We start from the raw sequence: 18,419 nt of genomic DNA, 5'->3' as shown, positions 1-18,419 counted from the left end.
CGGCTCATCATTCGTGGTGGCGGAGGGGGTGCCCCATGGTCGAGGGTTCGGTGTCACGCGGCGGTGCCGGGTGGTCGCGGTTGTTCACGCCGATCGCCGTGTTCCTCGCGCTGTTCGGCGTGCTGAACTTCGCCGAGCTGCCGCTGGGGTGGAAGGACCGCCACCAGCAGGTCGGCCGGTACCTCGACGCCACGCTGGGGCTCGGCGCCGACTGGGTGACGCCGGTGATCTGGCTCGCCAAGCTGGCCGAGCTGGGGCTGGGCCTGGTCGCGGTGGTCGCCCTGCTGACGCGCGGCACCCGGTGGCTCACCGCCGCCGTGGTCGGGTGGCTGGCCTGGTTCACGCTGTTCAGCGCGATGGACGTGTGGGCGGCCGACCGCGCGGAGCTGCAGGAGCACACCGTCTACTTCGTCATGTTCGCGGTGCTGCTCGGGCTCGTCCACGTCGTCACGGCCGTGGACCGCGTGCTCGCGTCACGCACCTGAGTCGCGCAGCGGCGTGACGCGGACGTCCCGCGCGGTCAGCTCGGCGCCGCACCCCTCGCAGGCCACGTGCACGGCGACGTCGCCGCCGCACGTGCGGTGGTGCAGGTCGAACGACGGGCCCTCGGGCGGCGACATCCACCGGTCGCCCCACTTCCGCAGGGCCATCAGCACGGGGTAGAGCTCCAGGCCCTTCTCGGTCAGCCGGTACTCGTACCGCGTGCGCACGTCCTTGTACGCCTCGCGGCGCAGGATGCCCTCCTCGACCAGCGTGCCCAGGCGCTCGGTGAGCACGCTGCGGGAGATGTCCATCGTGGTCTGGAAGTCCTCGAACCGGCGCGTGCCCAGGAACGCCTGCCGCAGCAGCAGCAGCGTCCACCGCTCACCCAGCAGGGCGGCGGGCAGCGACAGGGTGCAGAGCTCGTCGGCGACCTTCACGTGGGCCATGCCGTCCCACGATACCCCTTGCGTTCGGAAAACGGATCCAGCTAGGGTTCGGAATCCGAACTCAAGGGGTGTCCGCCATGAAGGTCCGCGAACTGCACGCCGCCGAGGCGGGGCACGCCGTCGACACCGTGTTCCACGGCCTGTCCGCGCGGAGCCGCTACCTGCGCTTCCACGCGCCGGTGCCCCGCCTCACCGAGTCCATGCGCCGCGCGCTGACCGACCTGGACGGCCACCGCAGGGCCGCCGTCGTGGCCGAGTGCCACCGCACGCCCGTCGGCATCGCCCGCCTGATCGCGACCGGCGACGACACCGCCGAGGTCGCCGTCGCCGTGGTCGACCCGTGGCAGCGCCGGGGCGTGGGCTCCGAGCTCGTGGCCGCCCTGAGCCGGCTGGCCACCGACCTGCGCTACGCCGAGCTGCACGGCGACGTGCTGGGGGAGAACCAACCGATGTTGCGGCTGGTGACCCGCGTCCTGCCGGGCGCGAGGCTCACCCGCGAGGAGGACGACGTGGTCCACGTCAGCTACCCGCTGACCTTCGAGCTGACCCACGAGGAGCTGGTGGCCGGCCTGAGGTGGTGACCGGTGGCCGCGCTTGACGGCGCGTGGGCCGGCCGGGCCGGCGTGTGGAAAACGCTTACCCGGAGGTGTGCACGGCACGCGGGCGTTACGCGGTCGTCGGCACCGGCGCACGGGCCGAACTGCACGTCGACGCGATCGTCCGGCACGCGGGGCAGGGCGGGCTGGTGGCGTTCTGCGACGTCAACCCCACCCGCATGGCCGTGCGCGACTCGCGCCTCGACCGGCCCGTGCCCGCCTACGCCACCGCGGACTTCCTCCGGATGGTCGAGTGGGAGCGCGTCGACGTCGTCGTGGTCTGCGCGGTCGACCGCCACCACGGCGCCTACGTCGTCGAGGCGCTGGACAAGGCGAACTCCGGCGGCCTGCTCGTGCACAAGGCCACCCACCACTTCGACCTGCTCGACTGGTGGACCGGTGCGGTGCCCGAGGTCGTGTACGCGCAGGGGCGGCTGTTCTTCTACGGCGAGGGGAACGGCGAGCGCCACGGCCACCGCCGGCTCTACCTCGACGCCGAGCACGAGGACGGCTGCCACCGCGACCGCGACCCGTTCGCGCCCGGTGTGTCCATTGAGGACCACCTGGCGGTGCTTGTGCGCTACCCGGGCGGCGCGAGCCTGAACCACCACCTCACGGCCTGCTCGCCGTGGGAGGGCTACCGGCTGATGGTCAACGGCAGCCGCGGCCGGCTGGAGCCGGAGGTCGTGGAGAACAGCTGGGTCAGCGGCCCGCGGTGCACGGCGGGGGCCAACCCGGAGGAGGGACACGCCCGGCTCACCGTGCAACCGCTGTTCGGGCGAGCCGTCGAGGTCGGGGTGGCGGCCGGGGGCGCCGGGCACGGCGGCGCGGACGCGCGGATGACCGCCGCGCTGTACGGGCCCGCCGGCCGACCGGACCCGCTCGGCCGGCGCGCCGACCACCGCGCCGGCGCGTTGTCCCTGGCCACCGGCTTCGCCGCCAACCGCAGCCTGGAGACGGGGAGCGCCGTGCGCGTGGCGGAGTCGTGGGGCCGGGGTTGGCGGTAGCCTGGCCCGGTGCCGCTCCTGGGACCAGCCGACGAGTTGCCGCACCCGCCGCGCCGGGTGCTGGTGGCCGGCACGTCCGGCGCCGGCAAGTCGACCCTGGCCGGTCTCGTGGCGCACGCGCTCGGTCTGTCCTATGTGGAACTGGACTCGCTGTTCCACGGTCCACGGTGGACGCCGAGGCCGGAGTTCGAGGACGACGTGCGGCGGTTGGTGAAGGGCGACGCGTGGGCCACCGAGTGGCAGTACCGCGTCGCGCGGCCGTTGCTGCTGGAGCACGCCGACACGCTGGTCTGGTTGGACCACCCGAGGCACGTGGTGATGCGGCGGGTGACCGCGCGGACGGTGCGGCGCCGGCTGCGCCGCGAGCAGCTGTGGAACGGCAACGTCGAACCGCCCCTGCGCACGGTGCTCACCGACCCCGAGCACCTGCTGCGCTGGGCGTGGAAGTCGCACGCCCGCACCGGCGAGAGGGTCCGCGAGGTGCTCCGCGGCGCGCACGCGGACCGGCTCGCCGTGGTGCGGCTGCGCGGGCAGCGTCAGGTCGACCAGTGGCGGTCCGGCCCCTTGCGGCGGGCCGCCGAACGCGGCGAGGAGTCGGTGCGATGAGCGGGCGGACGGCGTTGGTGCTCGGCGGCACGGGGATGTTGAAGGGGTGCGCGGACGAGCTGCTAGCGCGCGGCTGGCACGTGGTGCTGCCGAGCAGGCGGCCCGAGCGCGCGCTCGGCAGCGCGGCGAGGGCGGCCCTGCGCGGTCGCGGCCACGTGCCGCAGGGCGGGGGCGGGCCGGAGCGGCACGAGGGTGGGGGCGGGTCGGAGCGGCGCGTCGCCGTCGCCGCGGACTGGGCCAGGCCGGCGGAGCTGGCCGACCGGGTGCGCGAGGTGGTGGACCGGCCCGCCGACCTGCTGGTGGCGTGGGTGCACGCGAGCTACCGCGACGCCGTGCTGCGCGCCGTCGAGCCCCTGCTCGCGCCCGGCGCGCCCGTGGTCGAGGTGCACGACAGCGGCGCGATCCGCCCGGTGCACGGGCTGCCGGGCCCGGCCCTGGAGGGCCACCCGACGCAGCGGGTCGTGCTCGGGTTCGCGCGGCAGGCGGGCCGGACCCGCTGGCTGACCCACGAGGAGGCGGCCGCGGGCGTGCTCGAAGCCGTCCACCGCGCCCTCGACGGCCGACCGCCGTCGGTGCACGAGGTCGGCGAGGTCGACAGCCGGGTGATGCGGCAGTAGCGGCGCCGGGCCGCCCGGTCGGACCGCCCGGTCGGACCGCCCTGTCGGACCGCCCTGTCGGACCGCCCTGTCGGACCGCCCTGTCGGACCGCCCTGTCGGACCGCCCTGTCGGACCGCCCTGTCGGACCGCGTGGCCGGGCGGCTCAGCCGGGCCGCAGGCCCCGCACCAGCGACAGCACCGACTCGCGCACCTCGTCGCGGCGGCGGTCGGGTTGGAAGACCTGCCAGTCCAGCGCGATCACCAGCACCGTGCCGAACAGCGCGGCCGACGCCGTGCCCACCTGCACGCCCTCCGGCAGCCGGCCCGCGTCGGACAGCCGCTGCATCTGCGCGCGCACGATCGACACGATGTCGTCGCGCAGCAGGCTCAGCGTGCCGTGCCACTGGCCGGGGGTGCGCCACAGCTCGGACACCAGCAACTGGCCGAACGCCGGGTACTCGGCGAAGAACCCGAGCATCCCGTCCACCAGCGACGCCATCGCCGCGGCCGTGTCCTCCTGCTCCTCGGCCGCCCGCAGCCGCGTCGCCAGGAGGTCCACGCCGTGCCGCAGCAGCGCGTCCACCAGCGCGTCCTTGCTGGCGAAGTTGTAGTAGACGGTGCCCTTGGCGACGCCCGCCTCGGCGGCGATCTCGTCCACCGTGACGCTCGCCGCGCCCCGCTCGCCGACCAGCCGCAGCGCGGCGTCGAACAGCTTCTGCTTGGTCGCGGCGGTGCGACCGGGGCGCGCGCCGGTCACAGCACCAGCTCGGGCTTGAGGCGGCTGGGTGTCCACACCCGCTGCTTGTACGCGGCGAGCGTCGACAAGGCAAGGGCGCCGACGAGGTAGCCGACGAGGATCAGCGCGTCCCGGCCCACGCCGCCGAGCTGCCCGCCGTACATCAGGTGCCGCAGGCCGTCCACGGCGTACCCCATGGGCAGCCCGTAGTGCAGCGGGTACAGCGGCACGGGGATGGTCTGCCACGGGAACGTGCCGCCCGCGCTGACCAGCTGGAGGATCAGCAGCACCAGGCCGATGAACTTGCCCACCGCGCCGAACAGGGCGTTCAGCGCGTGCAGCACCGCCACGAACGTCGCCGACACCAGCAGCAGGAACGCCAGCGCGCCCACCGGGTGCGCGGGCCGGATGTCGACCACCAGCGTGACCACCGCGTACATCACCACGACCTGCGCCACGCCCAGCAGCACGCCGGGCAGCCAGCCGCCGACGGCCACCCGCACCGCCGACTGCCCGGCCGCGAGCCCGCGCCGGGACAGCGGCCGCAGCAGCAGGAACAGCACGAACGCGCCGATCCAGGTGGCCAGCCCGAGGAAGAACGGCGCCAGTCCCGCGCCGTAGCTGCCCGCCGAGGTCTGGCTCACCCCGCGCACGTTCACCGGGTCGCCGATCGTCCGCGCGGTCGACTCGCGGGTCGGGTCGTCCGGGTTGGGGATCTGCGAGACGCCCTGGTTCAGCCCGTCGCGCAGCTGGTTCGAGCCGTCCACGAGCTGCGCCTCGCCGTCGCGCAGCTTCACCGCGCCGTCACGGGCCTGCGCCGCACCGGACGAGACCTGCGCCGCGCCGTCGTTCAGCTGGGTGATCGCACCGGTCAGCGCGGGCGTGCTCGCGGCGAGCTGCGCCGCGCCGTCGGACACCTGCCGCGCGCCGTCGGCCAACTCCCGCAGCTGCCCCGCCGTGCCCTGCACCTTGGCGTTGGCGTCGTCGACGGGCCGGCGGCCGTCGTTCAGCGTGGCGAGCACGCGCTGCACCTGCTCCTCGGTGAACCCGGCCGCGCGCAGCCGGGCCGCCACGTCGCCGTTGACCGCGTCCAGCCGGTTGACGAGGTCCTGCGCCCTGGCGGCGTAGTCCTCGGCGGTCCTGGCGACGGTCTCGTTGCCGTCGGCGACCTGCTTGGCCCCGGACGCGAGCTGCTGGGACTTCACCGGCAGGTCGGCGGTCGAGTCGCGCAGTCGCACGAGGCCGGACGAGAGCTGCGCCGCGCCGCCGGCGAGCGCCGAGGTGCCGTCGGCGAGCTGCTGCGCCCCGGTGTAGGCGTCCTGCTGACCCGAGGCGAGCCGGGTCGCGCCGTCGGCGGCCTCGGCGGTCTTCTGCCGGATCGTGGAGAAGCCGAGCAGCAGCTTGTCCGCGGCCTCGGAGCCGACCTTGACCGACACCGACCGGCGCACCTCGGCCACGACCTGGTTGGCGATGGTGGAGCCGAGGTAGTTGTTCGCGTCGTTGGTGGTCAGCACGATGACGCCCTGGCGGGGGGTGAACTCGCCGGAGGAGAGCAGCGCCTGCGAGAAGTCCTCGGGCAGGGTGAGCGCGAACGTGTAGGTCCCGCCGCGCACGCCCTGCTCGGCCTCCTCGGCGCTCACCCGGTGCCAGTCGAACCGGTCGCCGCCCACCAGCTCGTCGGCCACCTCGGTGCCCGCGTCCAGGTGCGTGCCGTCGCTCGCGGTCGCGCCCTTGTCCTCCACGACGAGCGCGGCGGGCACCTGGTCCAGGTGGGCGTACGGGTCTTTGTTGGCGTAGAGGTACAGCGACGCGTACAGCAGCGGCACGAGCGCCAGGGCCAGCACCGCGAGCCTGGGCAGCGTGCCGGAGGTGACCCGGCGCAGCTCGTTGAACGCCATCCGGACGGCGGTCACTCCGACTCCTCGTCAACGTTGTCGGCGCCGATCCGCGCGACGGGGGCGTCGAGCAGGGCGGCGCTGGTGGTGGTGCACAGGACGACGACGGACCGCTCGGGCGTGACGTGCCGGCGCGCCAGCTCCACCCACCCCTTCGGGTCGCCGTGGTAGCGGTCGGGGCTGTCGAGGACGAGGGTCGTCGCGCCGGGGCGCGCCGCGGCCAGTTCGAGCATCAGCGCGCACCGCGTGGCCGCGGGCACCTGCTCGAACCGCTCGTCCAGGTACCGGTCGGCGCCGCGGTCGACCAGCCAGTCGGCCACCGCCTTGCGCCCGCTGGGGGCGCCGTTGACCGCCAGCTCCTCGCCGACCACGGCGGCCAGCGCCAGGACGGGCTCGGGCTCGCTGACGTCGGGGGAGTCGACCAGCACGACGTGGTCGCGCAGCTCGGCGGCGGAGGGGGAGACCTCGCCCGTGCTCGGGCGCATCCGCCCGGCCAGCACCAGCCCGAGGGCGGTCTGCCCCGCGCCCGGCTCGCCCGCCACGAGCACCAGCCCGCCCGGTTCGACCAGCAACGACGTGGGCTTGAGCAGCGGGCCGTGCGGCCCGGTGACGCCGACGCGCCGAGCGTGGATCCGCACCGTGGGACCTCCCGTTTTGAACTGACCGGTCAGTTCAAATAGTGGCCCGCGTGGGGGTGCCCCGCAAGTCGGCGGGGTGTGACACCTAGCGCAGCGCCCCGGCCGGGCGCACCTCCCACATGGTCCACAGTGGACGATAGCCCTGTCGCGGCCAGAACACCGAGGACAGCGGGTTCGGCGGGTTGTAGTACAGGTACGTGCCGACCGTGCCCAGCCGGTGCAGCTCGCGGTGCGCGTGCGCCATCAGCTGCCGGCCCACCCCCGTGCCCCGCGCGCCCGGCAGCACGGAGACGCAGTTCACGTACCCCCAGCGGCCGTGCGGGAGCCTGGTCGCCGTCCAGTTGCCCGGTTCGGAGGTCACCACCGCGCACTCGGCCAGCGCCACCGCGATGCCGTCCCGCTCCGCCAGCCACGCCGGGCCGCCCGCGGCCAGCCGGTCGGCCAGCGTCCGCCGCTTCAGCGCCGCCGCGTCCGGCCGGTGCACCGTCGACCCCACCATGGACGAGTAGCGCAGCTCGGCCAGCGCCAGGGTCAGCACCGTCTCCAGGTCGGCGGGCGTGGCCCGGCGGATCGTCGCGCCGCCCGTCACCGGCGGCGGGGGCGCCTGCCGCACGGCGATCACGGTCAGCGGCACCAGGCCGTGGTCCAGCAGCGCCCTGGTCGCCTCCGCGTCCCGGCTCGGCCAGGTCAGCACGCACGCCGAGTCGCGGTCGGCGGGCCCGAGCAGGTCCAGCCGCTTGCGCCAGGCGCGCAGCAGCGCGTCCATGCCCGCCGCGCCCGCGCCGCCCAGCAGCGGCGTCAGCTCCCACACCTCGGTGGCCGACCACAGCCGGGCGGGCGAGCGGCGGTCGTGCACCTGGCGCTGGAGCACGCCGGCGACCCGCGCGCCGTCCGGCAGCGCCGCGGTGATGACGTCGCCGTCCGGCGGCGCGACCACCGCCGGCAGCAGCGGGTCGACGCTCGCGAAGCGCGCGCTCTGCGCCTCCACCAACCCTTGACCGACGGTCATGCCAGGCAGGCTACGGCCTCCGGGTGCGGAAGATCGCGGTGCCCGGGAACAGCCGGCCGCGCAGCGGGCTCCACTGGCCCCACGTCCGGGTGTGCCCGGCGGGCCACTCCGGCTCGACCACGTCCAGCAGCTCCAGGCCCGCCCCGACGAGCGCCCGCACGTAGTCCCCGGTGGTCCGGTGGTGCTCCACGTACGTCGCCCGGCCCGCGTCGTCCACCTCGACGTACGGCGTGCGGTCGAAGTACGACTGCGTCACGGTGAGCCCACCCGGTCCCGGGTCGTCCGGGAAAATCCACCGGATCGGGTGAGTCACGGAGAAGACCCACGGCGCGCCGGGCCGCAGCACCCGCGCCACCTCCCGGAACACCTCGCCCACGTCCGCCACGAACGGCACCGCGCCGAACGCCGAGCAGGCCGCGTCGAAGCTGCCCGACGCGAACGGCAGCTGGTCGGCGCTGGCCTGCACCAGCGGCACGGCCACGCCGGTCGCCGCGTTCGCCGCCGCGGCGTGCCGCAGCATGCCCGCCGAGAGGTCGAACGCCACCGCGTGCGCGCCCCGCGCCGCCAGCCACCGGGCGCACGGCGCCGAGCCGCAGCCGACCTCCAGCACGCGACGACCGCGCAGGTCACCGAGGTAGCCGACCTCCTCCTCGCGGACGCCCTCGGGGCACCAGACGAAGTCCGCCTCGCCCAGGAAGTCGCCGTGCTCGGCGTGGTAGTCGTCGGCGTCGGCGTCCCACCACATCCGGTTGGCCGCGCGCGACTCGGCCGCGTCCACGTCCCGCTTGGCGATGCCGGTGGTGCCGAGCGCCAGTTCCGCGCTCGCGTGCTGGTCGGACACACTGCTCCATTCAAGGGTGCCGGTTTGCCCGGCGGGCTCCGAGCCGCGTACGATATCGCCCGCGTAGTGGGTTCGCGCTGTCCTCGATCGCCTGGTCTCCGCCGAGTGGGTCTTCGCGGTGGGCGCGCCCTCCGCGTAGCGTTGAACCCGCAGGCCACAAACCCCAATCCGTACCGGAGCCACCTACCTAATGTCCACCGACACCACCACTGTCCCGGTTGCCGCTGCGCCGAAGCAGGTCGCTATCAACGATATCGGGACGGAGGAGGACTTCCTCGCCGCCATCGACAAGACCATCAAGTACTTCAACGATGGCGATATCGTCGAGGGCACCATCGTCAAGGTCGACCGGGACGAGGTCCTGCTCGACATCGGCTACAAGACCGAGGGTGTCATCCCCTCGCGCGAGTTGTCGATCAAGCACGACGTCGACCCGAACGAGGTCGTCAAGGTCGGTGACGAGGTCGAGGCCCTGGTTCTCCAGAAGGAGGACAAGGAAGGTCGGCTGATCCTCTCCAAGAAGCGCGCCCAGTACGAGCGCGCCTGGGGCACCATCGAAGCCCTCAAGGAGAAGGACGAGCCGGTCAAGGGCACGGTCATCGAGGTCGTCAAGGGCGGCCTGATCCTGGACATCGGCCTGCGCGGCTTCCTCCCCGCCTCCCTCGTCGAGATGCGTCGCGTCCGCGACCTGCAGCCCTACGTGGGCCGCGAGCTCGAGGCGAAGATCATCGAGCTGGACAAGAACCGCAACAACGTGGTCCTGTCCCGCCGCGCCTGGCTGGAGCAGACCCAGTCCGAGGTCCGCAGCGAGTTCCTCAACCAGCTGCAGAAGGGCCAGGTCCGCAAGGGCGTCGTGTCCTCCATCGTCAACTTCGGTGCCTTCGTGGACCTGGGTGGCGTGGACGGCCTGGTGCACGTCTCCGAGCTGTCCTGGAAGCACATCGACCACCCGTCCGAGGTCGTCGAGGTCGGCCAGGAGGTCACGGTCGAGGTCCTGGACGTCGACATGGAGCGCGAGCGCGTGTCGCTGTCGCTCAAGGCGACGCAGGAAGACCCGTGGCGCCAGTTCGCCCGCACCCACGCGATCGGCCAGATCGTGCCGGGCAAGGTCACCAAGCTCGTCCCGTTCGGCGCGTTCGTCCGGGTGGACGAGGGCATCGAGGGCCTGGTCCACATCTCCGAGCTGGCCGAGCGCCACGTCGAGATCCCGGAGCAGGTCGTGCAGGTCGGCGACGACGTCATGGTCAAGGTCATCGACATCGACCTGGACCGCCGCCGCATCTCGCTGTCGCTCAAGCAGGCCAACGAGGGCTTCACGGTCGACTCCGAGTTCGACCCGACCCAGTACGGCATGGCCGCCGAGTACGACGACCAGGGCAACTACATCTACCCCGAGGGCTTCGACCCGGAGACCCAGGAGTGGCAGGAGGGCTTCGACAAGCAGCGCGAGGAGTGGGAGCGGCAGTACGCCGAGGCCCACACGCGCTACGAGGCCCACATGAAGCAGGTCGCCAAGGCCGCCGCCGCCGAGGAGGAGGCCGCCGGGGAGACCAACTACTCCTCCGGTGGCGACGCCCCGGCCGCCGCGTCGTCCAGCACGGGCGCCCCGGCCCAGGCCGGTGGCACCCTGGCCAGCGACGAGCAGCTGGCCGCGCTGCGCGAGAAGCTGTCGGGCGGCGCCTGAGCAGCACCGACCGGCGCACCCCCGCCGGTTGACTGAACGACCCGGTCGCCCCTCGCCCACCTCGGGCGGGGGGCGATCGGCGTTCACTCGTTCGGGGGTGAGAAGGCGTTGCCGTGCGCTAAGTTGAGAATGCTATGGGCATGCGGACGGCAGTGGTGGCGGCGGTGGCGGTGCTCCTGTGCGCGGGCTGCGCGGCCGTGCGGACCGGGCCGGCGGAGCAACCGCGGATCCCGACGATCGTGCCGCCCACGACGATCAGCCGGGTCCCGCAGATGGTGGACCGGCCGCTGCCCGACGACTGCGCGCTGGTCGTGCCGGTCGAGGTCGTGCACCAGCGCCTCGGGCGCGAGCTGCCGGGCGAACCGATGACGATCATCGGCCTCCCCGAGCCGTCGCTCGGCCGCACGGGAAAGATCGACTGCTACTACGGCGTGGCGGACAAGCAGGCCGTCGCCACCTCGCCGGTGATCGTCGGCCTGGCCACGTACACCGACGAGGCGACGGCCGCGGGCCGGGTCACCGAGAGCGTGGACGCGGAGCGCGGCGAGGGCGCGTCGGTGACCGAGGTCGACGTGGGCAAGAAGAAGGGCCGGTTCGTCAGCACCAAGGACGAGCGGCTCGTCGTGGGATCGCTGGGCAAGACCACCTACGTGGCGCGCGCCAAGGTCGGCGTGCTGCCCGACGACGCGATCAGCGGTTTCCTGGCCGCGCTCGCCCAGCAGTCGATGACCCCCGTCGAGGGGAGCTGAGGGTCACGGCGTGGCAGGCTTGGCGCCATGCTGCGCGTGGGTCTCTCCGGGGGAATCGGGTCGGGCAAGTCGACGGTGGCGGGCAGGTTCGCCGAGCACGGCGCGGTGGTGATCGACGCCGACCGGCTGGCCCGCGAGGTGCTCGAACCGGGCACCGACGGCCTGCGCGAGGTCGTGGAGGCGTTCGGGCCGGAGGTCCTCGGCCCGGACGGCGCGCTGGACCGGCCGGCGCTGGCGGCGAGGGTGTTCGGCGACGAGCGGGCGCTGGCCGCGCTCAACGGCATCACGCACCCGCGGATCGCGGCCCGGACGGGCGAGCTGATCGCGGCGGCGCCGGCGGACGCGGTCGTCGTGCACGACGTGCCGCTGCTGGTGGAGAAGGACATGGCCCCGCTGTACCACCTGGTCGTGATCGTGCACGCGGACCTCGACCAGCGCCTGGTCCGGCTGCGCGACCGGGGCGTGGCGGAGGAGGACGCGCGCCGCCGCATCGCCGCGCAGGCCGACGACGAGCGCCGCCGCGCCGTGGCGGACGTGTGGCTGGACAACTCCGGCACGCCCGACCTGGTGCTGGCCCGGGTCGACGCGCTGTGGGCGGACCGGCTGGTGCGCTACGAGTCGAACGTCCGGCTGCGCCGCTACGCCGCCGGGCCCCCGATCGTGGTGCCCTACGACGGGACGTGGCCCGCGCAGGCCGCCCGGGTCGCCGCGCGCATCCGCCTGGCCGCCGGTGGCCGGCACGTCGAGCACATCGGCTCCACGGCCGTGCCCGGCCTGGCGGCGAAGGACGTGCTGGACCTCCAGCTCGGCGTGCGCTCGCTGGAGGAGGCCGCGGAGCTGGAGGAGGCGCTGGCGCAGGCGGGCTTCCCCTCCCTGGGGCACGCGGAGGACAGCGTGAAGCACCCGGGCGACGCGCCGGAGGGGTGGCACAAGCGGCTGCACGCGGGCGCGGACCCGGGGCGGAGGGTCAACCTGCACGTCCGCGTGGAGGGCGGACCGGCGTGGAACTGGGCGATCCGGTTCCGCGACTGGCTGCGGGCGGACGCGGCGGCGCGGGACGAGTACGCGGCGGTGAAGCTGGCGCTGGCGGAGGAGCACCGGGGCGACGCGGACGGGTTCGCCTACGGCGAGGCGAAGGAGCCGTGGATGGCGGCGGCGACCGCGCGGGTCGACGCCTTCTTCGGGGACTAGAGCGACGGCCAGACGTCGTAGATGCCCCGGTGGGTCAGCCAGGAGCCGAGGTCGTGCCGGTGCAGGCTGACCTCTTCGAGGGTCCGGTGCACGGTGCGCAGCGCCTGGTCGGCGTCACCGGGGCCCAGGACCCGCCCGGCGACCGCGGCGGCGAACTCCTCGCAGCGCACGATCCGCGCGGTCGTGCCGCCGGGGACGGCCAGGCCGAGCAGCAGGTCGGTGGTGCGCCACGCCCGGCCGTCGCGCTCCACGCGGACCGCGCTGAGCACGCTCGGGCCGCTGCGCGCGTGCCTCGACCGGGGGCGGTGGTGGGTCAGCCGCAACCCGAGCGAGGGCATCAACCAGGTGACCTCCGAATCGGAGAACGGGTCCTCCGGGGTCGGGCACTCCAGCCGCAGCCCCCAGGGTTCGACCCGACACGCGGACAGGTGTCGCGAAGTGCCGCTGGAGTAGCTGCGAACTGCGCTTACGGTGTCGACCACGTCGACGAGCTGAGGTGTCATGACCGCTCCCACGCGACCTGAGGGTAGCCGGAAGTGTGCTGCGGGTAACTATCCGGGTTGATTCGTTACATCACGGTCTGTGTGGTATGCGGTCACTATCAGGTGACGGACTCGGATAGCGGTTGACCTGCGAGTGTGACGGTCTGTATTACCGCCGACGCCACGTGGTGATCGTTCCCTGGGCCGCCAGCCAGCGCACCGCGTCGTGACCGTGCGCGGCGATCCCGGCCACCGCCCGGTACGTCGTCTCCAGCGCCCACTGCGCCCGGTCGGCCCGGATGAGCCCGCGGTCGAGGGCGGTCAGCAGCTCGTCGGTGTCCAGCACGGTCACGCTGCGGCCCGTGCGCACGAGCAGGTCCAGGTACAGGTCGACGGTCTTCCACACCGAGCCGCTGGAGCTGATCTCGACCACGTCCACGTACAGGTCGTAGTCCCGCTCGTGGCCCGGGTGCCACGACTGCCGGGTGACCCGCAGGCCGTGGCCGGGCAGCAGCCACGACTCGAAGTGCGACAGGTGCGGGTGGCCGGGCACCGGGCGGTACATGTAGAGGCCGTGCGGGGTCAGCCGGTACTCCTCGACCCCGCGCAGGTGGCCCTTGGGGTCGGTGTTGCTCTTGGCGTCGAGGTCGAAGTACTCGATCTTCGGGGGGTGGATGTGCATGCGTGTCCCGGTGGCACTCGACGTCACAGCGCCGACCTTAGGCACGGACATCGGAGGAATGCTCCATTTTGTCACCCGAAAGTAGGATGATCGCTTACTCTTCCCGCCATGTTCGGCATCATCCGCCCCTGTCGCAACCGCCTGGACGCGGAGCTGCGGGAGTCCTGGCTGGCGCACCTGTGCGGGCTGTGCCTGGCGCTGCGCGACGACCACGGCCACCTGGCCCGCGTGGTGACCAACTACGACGGCCTGGTGATCTCCGCGCTGGTGGAGGCCCAGGTCGGGCGCTCGCGCCGCGCCGCCGGGCCGTGCGCCCTGAGGGGCATGCAGCCGGCGGACGTCGCCGTGGGCACGGGCGCGCGCCTGGCCGCCTTGGTGTCCCTGGTGCTCGCGTCGGCGAAGGTCGGCGACCACGTGGCCGACGGCGACGGCGTGTTCGCGCGGGCGCCGATGCGGGGCGTGGGCAGGCAGGTGGCGCGCCGGTGGGCGGCGCAGGCCGCCGAGACCGGTCTCGACCTGGGGTTCGACACGGCGGTGCTGGTGGACGCCGTGCGGCGGCAGTCGGAGGTGGAGGCGGCGGCCGGGCCGGGCTCGTCGGTGCTGGCCGTGACCGAGCCGACCGAGACGGCGGCGGGCGAGGCCGTGGCCCGGACCGCCCTGCTGTCCGGGCGCCCCGGCAACGCGGCGCCGCTGCGGGAGGTCGGCCGGCTGTTCGGGCGGTTGGCGCACCTGCTGGACGCGGTGGAGGACCTGGCGGAGGACCGGGCGTCCGGCGCGTGGAACCCGCTGGTCGCCACCGGCACGACGCCGCGGGAGGCGCGGCGGCTGTGCGACGACGCGGCGCTGGGCATCGAGCTGGCGCTGCGCGAGGTCGAGTTCGCCGACGACCGGCTGGTGCACGTGCTGCTGGTGCACGAGGTGCGCCAGTCGATCAAGCGGGCATTCGGCGACCCCCACGTGCACACCCCGCACCGACCGCCGCACGCACCGGGCGCGCACGGCGGTGGCGCCGTGCCGCCACCGGGTCCCGTGCCGCCGCCCTCGGCACCCGGCCGCGGTGGGCCTCCCGTGCCGCCGCGCGACGGGAAGAAGGGCCGAGGCGGCGCCGCGCAACGTCCGGGCAGCGGGCTGTGGGCCTGGCCGAAGCTGAAGACGCCGCCGGTGTCGCGGGGCGTGCTGCTGGGCTGCCTGGCCGTGCTCTACCAGTGCGGCACCTGCCAGTTCTGCTGCCGGGACCCGCACCCGGGGCCGTTCAGCGGCAAGGGGCGCGAGGCGTGGTGCAACTGCGACTGCCCGTCCTGCGACTGCAACGGGTGCGACAACTGCTGCGACTGCGCCTGCTGAGGGTGCCGCGGTGGCCGGTCTCACGTGCCCTGACCTGGGCCGGATCGGAAATTGTCGTACCCCCGGCGTACCGTCGTACCCGTGGCATTCCCTACCGAGATCCCGGTCAAGGCGCACTCGTCGCATCGTCCCGTCGGTGACATCCCCCGCACCGACGGGAAGTTCCGCGTGGTCAGCGACTACCAGCCGGCGGGCGACCAGCCCGCGGCGATCGCGGAGCTCGAACGGCGCGTGCGCGCCGGGGAGAAGGACGTCGTGCTGCTCGGCGCGACCGGCACGGGCAAGTCGGCCACCACGGCGTGGCTGGTGGAGAAGGTGCAGCGGCCCACGCTGGTGATGGCGCCGAACAAGACGCTGGCCGCGCAGCTGGCGAACGAGCTGAAGGGGTTCTTCCCGGACAACGCGGTGGAGTACTTCGTCAGCTACTACGACTACTACCAGCCCGAGGCGTACATCCCGCAGACGGACACGTACATCGAGAAGGACTCCTCGATCAACGAGGACGTCGAGCGGCTGCGCCACTCGGCCACCATGAGCCTGCTGACGAGGCGTGACGTGATCGTGGTGGCGTCCGTGTCGTGCATCTACGGCCTGGGCACGCCGCAGTCGTACCTGGACCGGTCGATCAAGCTCGAGGTGGGCGCGGAGGTCGAGCGCGACCTGCTGCTGCGCGCGCTGGTCGACATCCAGTACACGCGCAACGACATCGCGTTCAACCGGGGCACGTTCCGCGTGCGCGGCGACACGGTGGAGATCATCCCGGCGTACGAGGAGCTGGCGCTGCGGGTCGAGTTCTTCGGCGACGAGGTGGACAAGCTCTACTACCTGCACCCCCTGACCGGTGACGTGGTCAAGGAGGTGGACGAGCTGCGCATCTTCCCGGCCACCCACTACGTGGCGGGCCCGGAGCGCATGGAGAAGGCGATCCGCAACATCGAGCTGGAGCTGGCGGAGCGCCTGGCCACGCTGGAGCGGCAGGGCAAGCTGCTGGAGGCGCAGCGGCTGCGCATGCGCACGTCGTACGACATCGAGATGATGCGCCAGGTCGGCTTCTGCAACGGCATCGAGAACTACTCGCGCCACATCGACGACCGGGGCCCGGGCAGCGCGCCCGCCACCCTGATCGACTACTTCCCGGACGACTTCCTGCTGGTCATCGACGAGTCGCACGTGACGGTGCCGCAGATCGGCGGCATGTACGAGGGCGACGCGTCCCGCAAGCGCAACCTGGTGGACCACGGGTTCCGCCTGCCGAGCGCCCTGGACAACCGCCCGCTGACGTGGGAGGAGTTCGCCGACCGGATCGGTCAGACGGTCTACCTGTCGGCCACGCCCGGCCCGTACGAGATGGGCCAGACCGGCGGCGAGTTCGTGGAACAGGTCATCCGCCCGACCGGCCTGGTCGACCCGGAGGTCGTGGTCAAGCCGACCGAGGGGCAGATCGACGACCTGGTGCACGAGATCCGGGTGCGCGCCGAGCGCGACGAGCGGGTCCTGGTCACCACGCTGACCAAGAAGATGGCCGAGGACCTGACCGACTACCTGCTGGAGCTGGGCATCCGCGTCCGCTACCTGCACTCGGAGGTCGACACGCTGCGCCGGGTCGAGCTGCTGCGGCAGCTGCGGCTGGGCGAGTACGACGTGCTGATCGGCATCAACCTGCTGCGCGAGGGCCTGGACCTCCCGGAGGTCTCCCTGGTCGCGATCCTGGACGCGGACAAGGAGGGCTTCCTCCGCTCGGGCACGAGCCTGATCCAGACCATCGGCCGCGCCGCCCGCAACGTGTCGGGCCAGGTGCACATGTACGCCGACCGGATCACCGACTCGATGCGGCACGCCATCGAGGAGACGAACCGCCGGCGCGCCAAGCAGATCGCGTACAACGAGGAGCGCGGCCTCGACCCCCAGCCGCTGCGCAAGAAGATCACCGACATCCTGGAGCAGGTCTACGCCGAGGCGGAGGACACCATCGCCCCGGGCGGCTCGGGTCGCAACACCTCGCGCGGCAAGAAGCCGATGGGCGACCCGGGCGCCAACGGCCGCGCCACCTCGGGCGTCCTGGTCGACCGCGACACCAGCACCATGGCCCGCTCCGAGCTGGCCGACCTGGTCCAGCAACTGACGGACCAGATGATGAACGCGGCCCGCGAACTGCAGTTCGAACTGGCCGCGCGCCTGCGCGACGAAATCCAAGACCTGAAGAAGGAACTGCGCGGAATGGACGCCGCTGGCGTCAAATAACCCACACCCGGAACGGTCGACCGCTCCGCGAAACTCGCCGCCGTGCCGCTCGCAGATCGATCGCCCAAGGCGACCACATCGGACCCGCCACCCACCACCGAGGCTTGATTTGACATGGGTTCGGGTGCCATAGGCTGGACGGAGCCGGGCAGGCTCGGCGGGTGCTCTTTCCGCCGGGCCTGCCCGGCTTTGGCCTGCCTGGGGTGCCCGTAAGGGCCCCGTGTCAAATCAAGCCGAACCCGGCCACCCGCACAACCACACCACACCTATCCACACCCACACCCATCCACACCCGACCTCACCCCTGCCCACTACCGAGCAGCGAGCGCCATCCGCACCTTCTCGACCACCGCGTCCTCCGCCTCGCCAACACGCCCGTCCGCCGCGGCGACCTCTTCGCACACCGCGAGCACGACCGCCGGAAAAGCCGCGGCCTCCTCCGGAGTCCTCGTCTCCAGGATCCCCACCGAGCGCCGCAACGCCTCGAGCACCCCGGTCTCCACGTCCTCCGTCGAACCCTCGGGCAACTCGGGCCGGTCCGCGCCGAGAACCTCGCGCAACCGCGGCGAGAACGACGCCATGGCCCGAATGCCCGCGTAGCTCTCCTCGTCCAACGCGCCGGGCTCGGCCGTCGAAACCAGCACCATCGCACCGAAGACCGCCGTGCGCAGGGTCCGGCCTTCCTCCTCCGTGTACTCGCTCACCGGACCACCCTAATCCCGTGAGCGCGGCGAACGCCCGGGATTAGCGTTGTGCCATGACGGACCAGATGACGCTCGACGACGTGATCCGGCACTGCCTCGCCAAACCCGGCGCGGAAGAGACCTACCCGTTCGGTGACGCCGACCTGTGCTGCAAGGTCGGCGGCAAGATCTTCGCCTTCATCGGTCTCGAGGGCGGCGGCACCGTGGGCGTCAAGTCCGGTGCCACCGCGGAGGAAGCGGGCCTGTGGCGGGAGCGTTACCCGGACGACATCGCGGTCAGCGCCTACATCGGTCGCCACGGCTGGAACCGCGTCCGGCTCGGCGGCACCGTCCCCGCCGACGAGCTGCGCGAACTCCTCGACCTCTCCTACGACCTCATCGTCGCGAAACTCCCGAAGTCGAAGCGCCCCGCAATCTCGGACCAACCCTGAAACGCCTGAAACGCCTGAAACGCCGAGAGGCGCCGGCCGCAACGCGACCGACGCCC

General features: G+C 73.0%; 20 protein-coding genes. 11 read left to right on the top strand and 9 right to left on the bottom strand.

What is annotated here, in order from left to right:
* Positions 1–35 precede the first annotated feature (35 nt).
* Positions 36–485, top strand: a complete 450-nt coding sequence (locus ACIGNX_RS31180; protein ID WP_396544493.1) for a hypothetical protein — start codon at positions 36–38, stop codon at positions 483–485.
* Here the strand turns inward: ACIGNX_RS31180 and ACIGNX_RS31175 are convergent.
* On the bottom strand, positions 474–929 hold the full coding sequence (locus ACIGNX_RS31175; RefSeq protein WP_396544491.1) for a winged helix-turn-helix transcriptional regulator: 456 nt from the start codon (positions 927–929) through the stop codon (positions 474–476). The two genes, ACIGNX_RS31180 and ACIGNX_RS31175, sit on opposite strands and share 12 nt — an antisense overlap.
* A gap of 77 nt (positions 930–1,006) precedes the next feature.
* On the opposite strand from ACIGNX_RS31175, the gene ACIGNX_RS31170 reads away from it, so the two are divergent.
* From ACIGNX_RS31170 to ACIGNX_RS31155, 4 genes are all read left to right on the top strand, one after another.
* Positions 1,007–1,510, top strand: coding sequence for a GNAT family N-acetyltransferase (locus ACIGNX_RS31170; protein ID WP_396544489.1), 504 nt, complete (start codon positions 1,007–1,009; stop codon positions 1,508–1,510).
* 65 nt (positions 1,511–1,575) lie between these two features.
* Positions 1,576–2,532, top strand: a complete 957-nt coding sequence (locus tag ACIGNX_RS31165) for a Gfo/Idh/MocA family oxidoreductase (RefSeq protein WP_396544487.1) — start codon at positions 1,576–1,578, stop codon at positions 2,530–2,532.
* Between the two features lie 9 nt (positions 2,533–2,541).
* Positions 2,542–3,138, top strand: a complete 597-nt coding sequence (locus ACIGNX_RS31160; protein WP_396544485.1) for an AAA family ATPase — start codon at positions 2,542–2,544, stop codon at positions 3,136–3,138.
* The gene (locus tag ACIGNX_RS31155; RefSeq protein ID WP_396544483.1) at positions 3,135–3,755 is read left to right on the top strand and encodes a hypothetical protein; all 621 of its coding nucleotides are present in this window, start codon (positions 3,135–3,137) and stop codon (positions 3,753–3,755) included. The genes ACIGNX_RS31160 and ACIGNX_RS31155 overlap by 4 nt, the downstream gene beginning before the upstream one ends.
* Before the next feature lie 144 nt (positions 3,756–3,899).
* On the opposite strand, the gene ACIGNX_RS31150 is transcribed toward ACIGNX_RS31155, so the two are convergent.
* The 5 genes from ACIGNX_RS31150 to ACIGNX_RS31130 all read right to left on the bottom strand — a co-directional run bounded on the left by ACIGNX_RS31150 (position 3,900) and on the right by ACIGNX_RS31130 (position 8,855).
* A complete protein-coding gene (locus ACIGNX_RS31150; RefSeq protein WP_396544481.1) occupies positions 3,900–4,493 on the bottom strand; it encodes a TetR/AcrR family transcriptional regulator in 594 nt (197 codons plus the stop codon).
* Positions 4,490–6,385, bottom strand: a complete 1,896-nt coding sequence (locus ACIGNX_RS31145) for a YhgE/Pip family protein (protein WP_396544480.1) — start codon at positions 6,383–6,385, stop codon at positions 4,490–4,492. Before ACIGNX_RS31145 ends, ACIGNX_RS31150 begins: the two co-directional genes overlap by 4 nt.
* On the bottom strand, positions 6,382–7,005 hold the full coding sequence (locus ACIGNX_RS31140; protein ID WP_396544478.1) for a hypothetical protein: 624 nt from the start codon (positions 7,003–7,005) through the stop codon (positions 6,382–6,384). Before ACIGNX_RS31140 ends, ACIGNX_RS31145 begins: the two co-directional genes overlap by 4 nt.
* An 85-nt stretch (positions 7,006–7,090) precedes the next feature.
* Positions 7,091–8,014: a GNAT family N-acetyltransferase gene (locus ACIGNX_RS31135; protein WP_396544477.1), complete on the bottom strand. Its 924-nt coding sequence runs from the start codon at positions 8,012–8,014 to the stop codon at positions 7,091–7,093.
* A gap of 10 nt (positions 8,015–8,024) precedes the next feature.
* Positions 8,025–8,855 (bottom strand): class I SAM-dependent methyltransferase, encoded by an 831-nt coding sequence (locus ACIGNX_RS31130; RefSeq protein ID WP_396544475.1) that lies wholly within the window; start codon positions 8,853–8,855, stop codon positions 8,025–8,027.
* Between the two features lie 190 nt (positions 8,856–9,045).
* Here ACIGNX_RS31130 and rpsA point away from each other — a divergent pair, with 190 nt between their 5' ends.
* From rpsA to coaE, 3 genes are all read left to right on the top strand, one after another.
* Positions 9,046–10,539, top strand: a complete 1,494-nt coding sequence (gene rpsA, locus ACIGNX_RS31125) for a 30S ribosomal protein S1 (protein ID WP_306750136.1) — start codon at positions 9,046–9,048, stop codon at positions 10,537–10,539.
* 140 nt (positions 10,540–10,679) lie between these two features.
* Entirely contained in the window at positions 10,680–11,288 is a 609-nt protein-coding gene (locus ACIGNX_RS31120; protein WP_396544473.1) for a hypothetical protein, read from the top strand.
* 27 nt (positions 11,289–11,315) lie between these two features.
* Positions 11,316–12,479, top strand: coding sequence for a dephospho-CoA kinase (gene coaE, locus ACIGNX_RS31115; protein ID WP_396544471.1), 1,164 nt, complete (start codon positions 11,316–11,318; stop codon positions 12,477–12,479).
* On the opposite strand, the gene ACIGNX_RS31110 is transcribed toward coaE, so the two are convergent.
* Both ACIGNX_RS31110 and ACIGNX_RS31105 read right to left on the bottom strand, forming a co-directional pair.
* Positions 12,476–12,982 (bottom strand): DUF402 domain-containing protein, encoded by a 507-nt coding sequence (locus ACIGNX_RS31110; RefSeq protein ID WP_396544469.1) that lies wholly within the window; start codon positions 12,980–12,982, stop codon positions 12,476–12,478. The two genes, coaE and ACIGNX_RS31110, sit on opposite strands and share 4 nt — an antisense overlap.
* 148 nt (positions 12,983–13,130) lie before the next feature.
* Positions 13,131–13,643 carry a DUF402 domain-containing protein gene (locus ACIGNX_RS31105; protein WP_396544468.1) on the bottom strand — a complete coding sequence of 171 codons (513 nt, stop codon included), beginning with the start codon at positions 13,641–13,643 and terminating at the stop codon, positions 13,131–13,133.
* Positions 13,644–13,751: 108 nt separating this feature from the next.
* Here ACIGNX_RS31105 and ACIGNX_RS31100 point away from each other — a divergent pair, with 108 nt between their 5' ends.
* Both ACIGNX_RS31100 and uvrB read left to right on the top strand, forming a co-directional pair.
* The gene (locus tag ACIGNX_RS31100; protein WP_396544466.1) at positions 13,752–14,987 is read left to right on the top strand and encodes a DUF5685 family protein; all 1,236 of its coding nucleotides are present in this window, start codon (positions 13,752–13,754) and stop codon (positions 14,985–14,987) included.
* Between the two features lie 81 nt (positions 14,988–15,068).
* Positions 15,069–17,228 (top strand): excinuclease ABC subunit UvrB, encoded by a 2,160-nt coding sequence (gene uvrB / locus ACIGNX_RS31095; protein ID WP_396544464.1) that lies wholly within the window; start codon positions 15,069–15,071, stop codon positions 17,226–17,228.
* A gap of 311 nt (positions 17,229–17,539) precedes the next feature.
* On the opposite strand, the gene ACIGNX_RS31090 is transcribed toward uvrB, so the two are convergent.
* Positions 17,540–17,932, bottom strand: coding sequence for a hypothetical protein (locus tag ACIGNX_RS31090; protein ID WP_396544462.1), 393 nt, complete (start codon positions 17,930–17,932; stop codon positions 17,540–17,542).
* Positions 17,933–17,997: 65 nt separating this feature from the next.
* Here ACIGNX_RS31090 and ACIGNX_RS31085 point away from each other — a divergent pair, with 65 nt between their 5' ends.
* A complete protein-coding gene (locus ACIGNX_RS31085; protein WP_396544460.1) occupies positions 17,998–18,363 on the top strand; it encodes an MmcQ/YjbR family DNA-binding protein in 366 nt (121 codons plus the stop codon).
* Positions 18,364–18,419: the final 56 nt, after the last annotated feature.

Source organism: Actinosynnema sp. NPDC053489 (assembly GCF_044544865.1).
Taxonomy (GTDB): domain Bacteria; phylum Actinomycetota; class Actinomycetes; order Mycobacteriales; family Pseudonocardiaceae; genus Actinosynnema.
The sequence above is the reverse complement of the archived record's forward strand: the minus strand, read 5'-3'. Positions and strand labels throughout refer to the sequence as shown.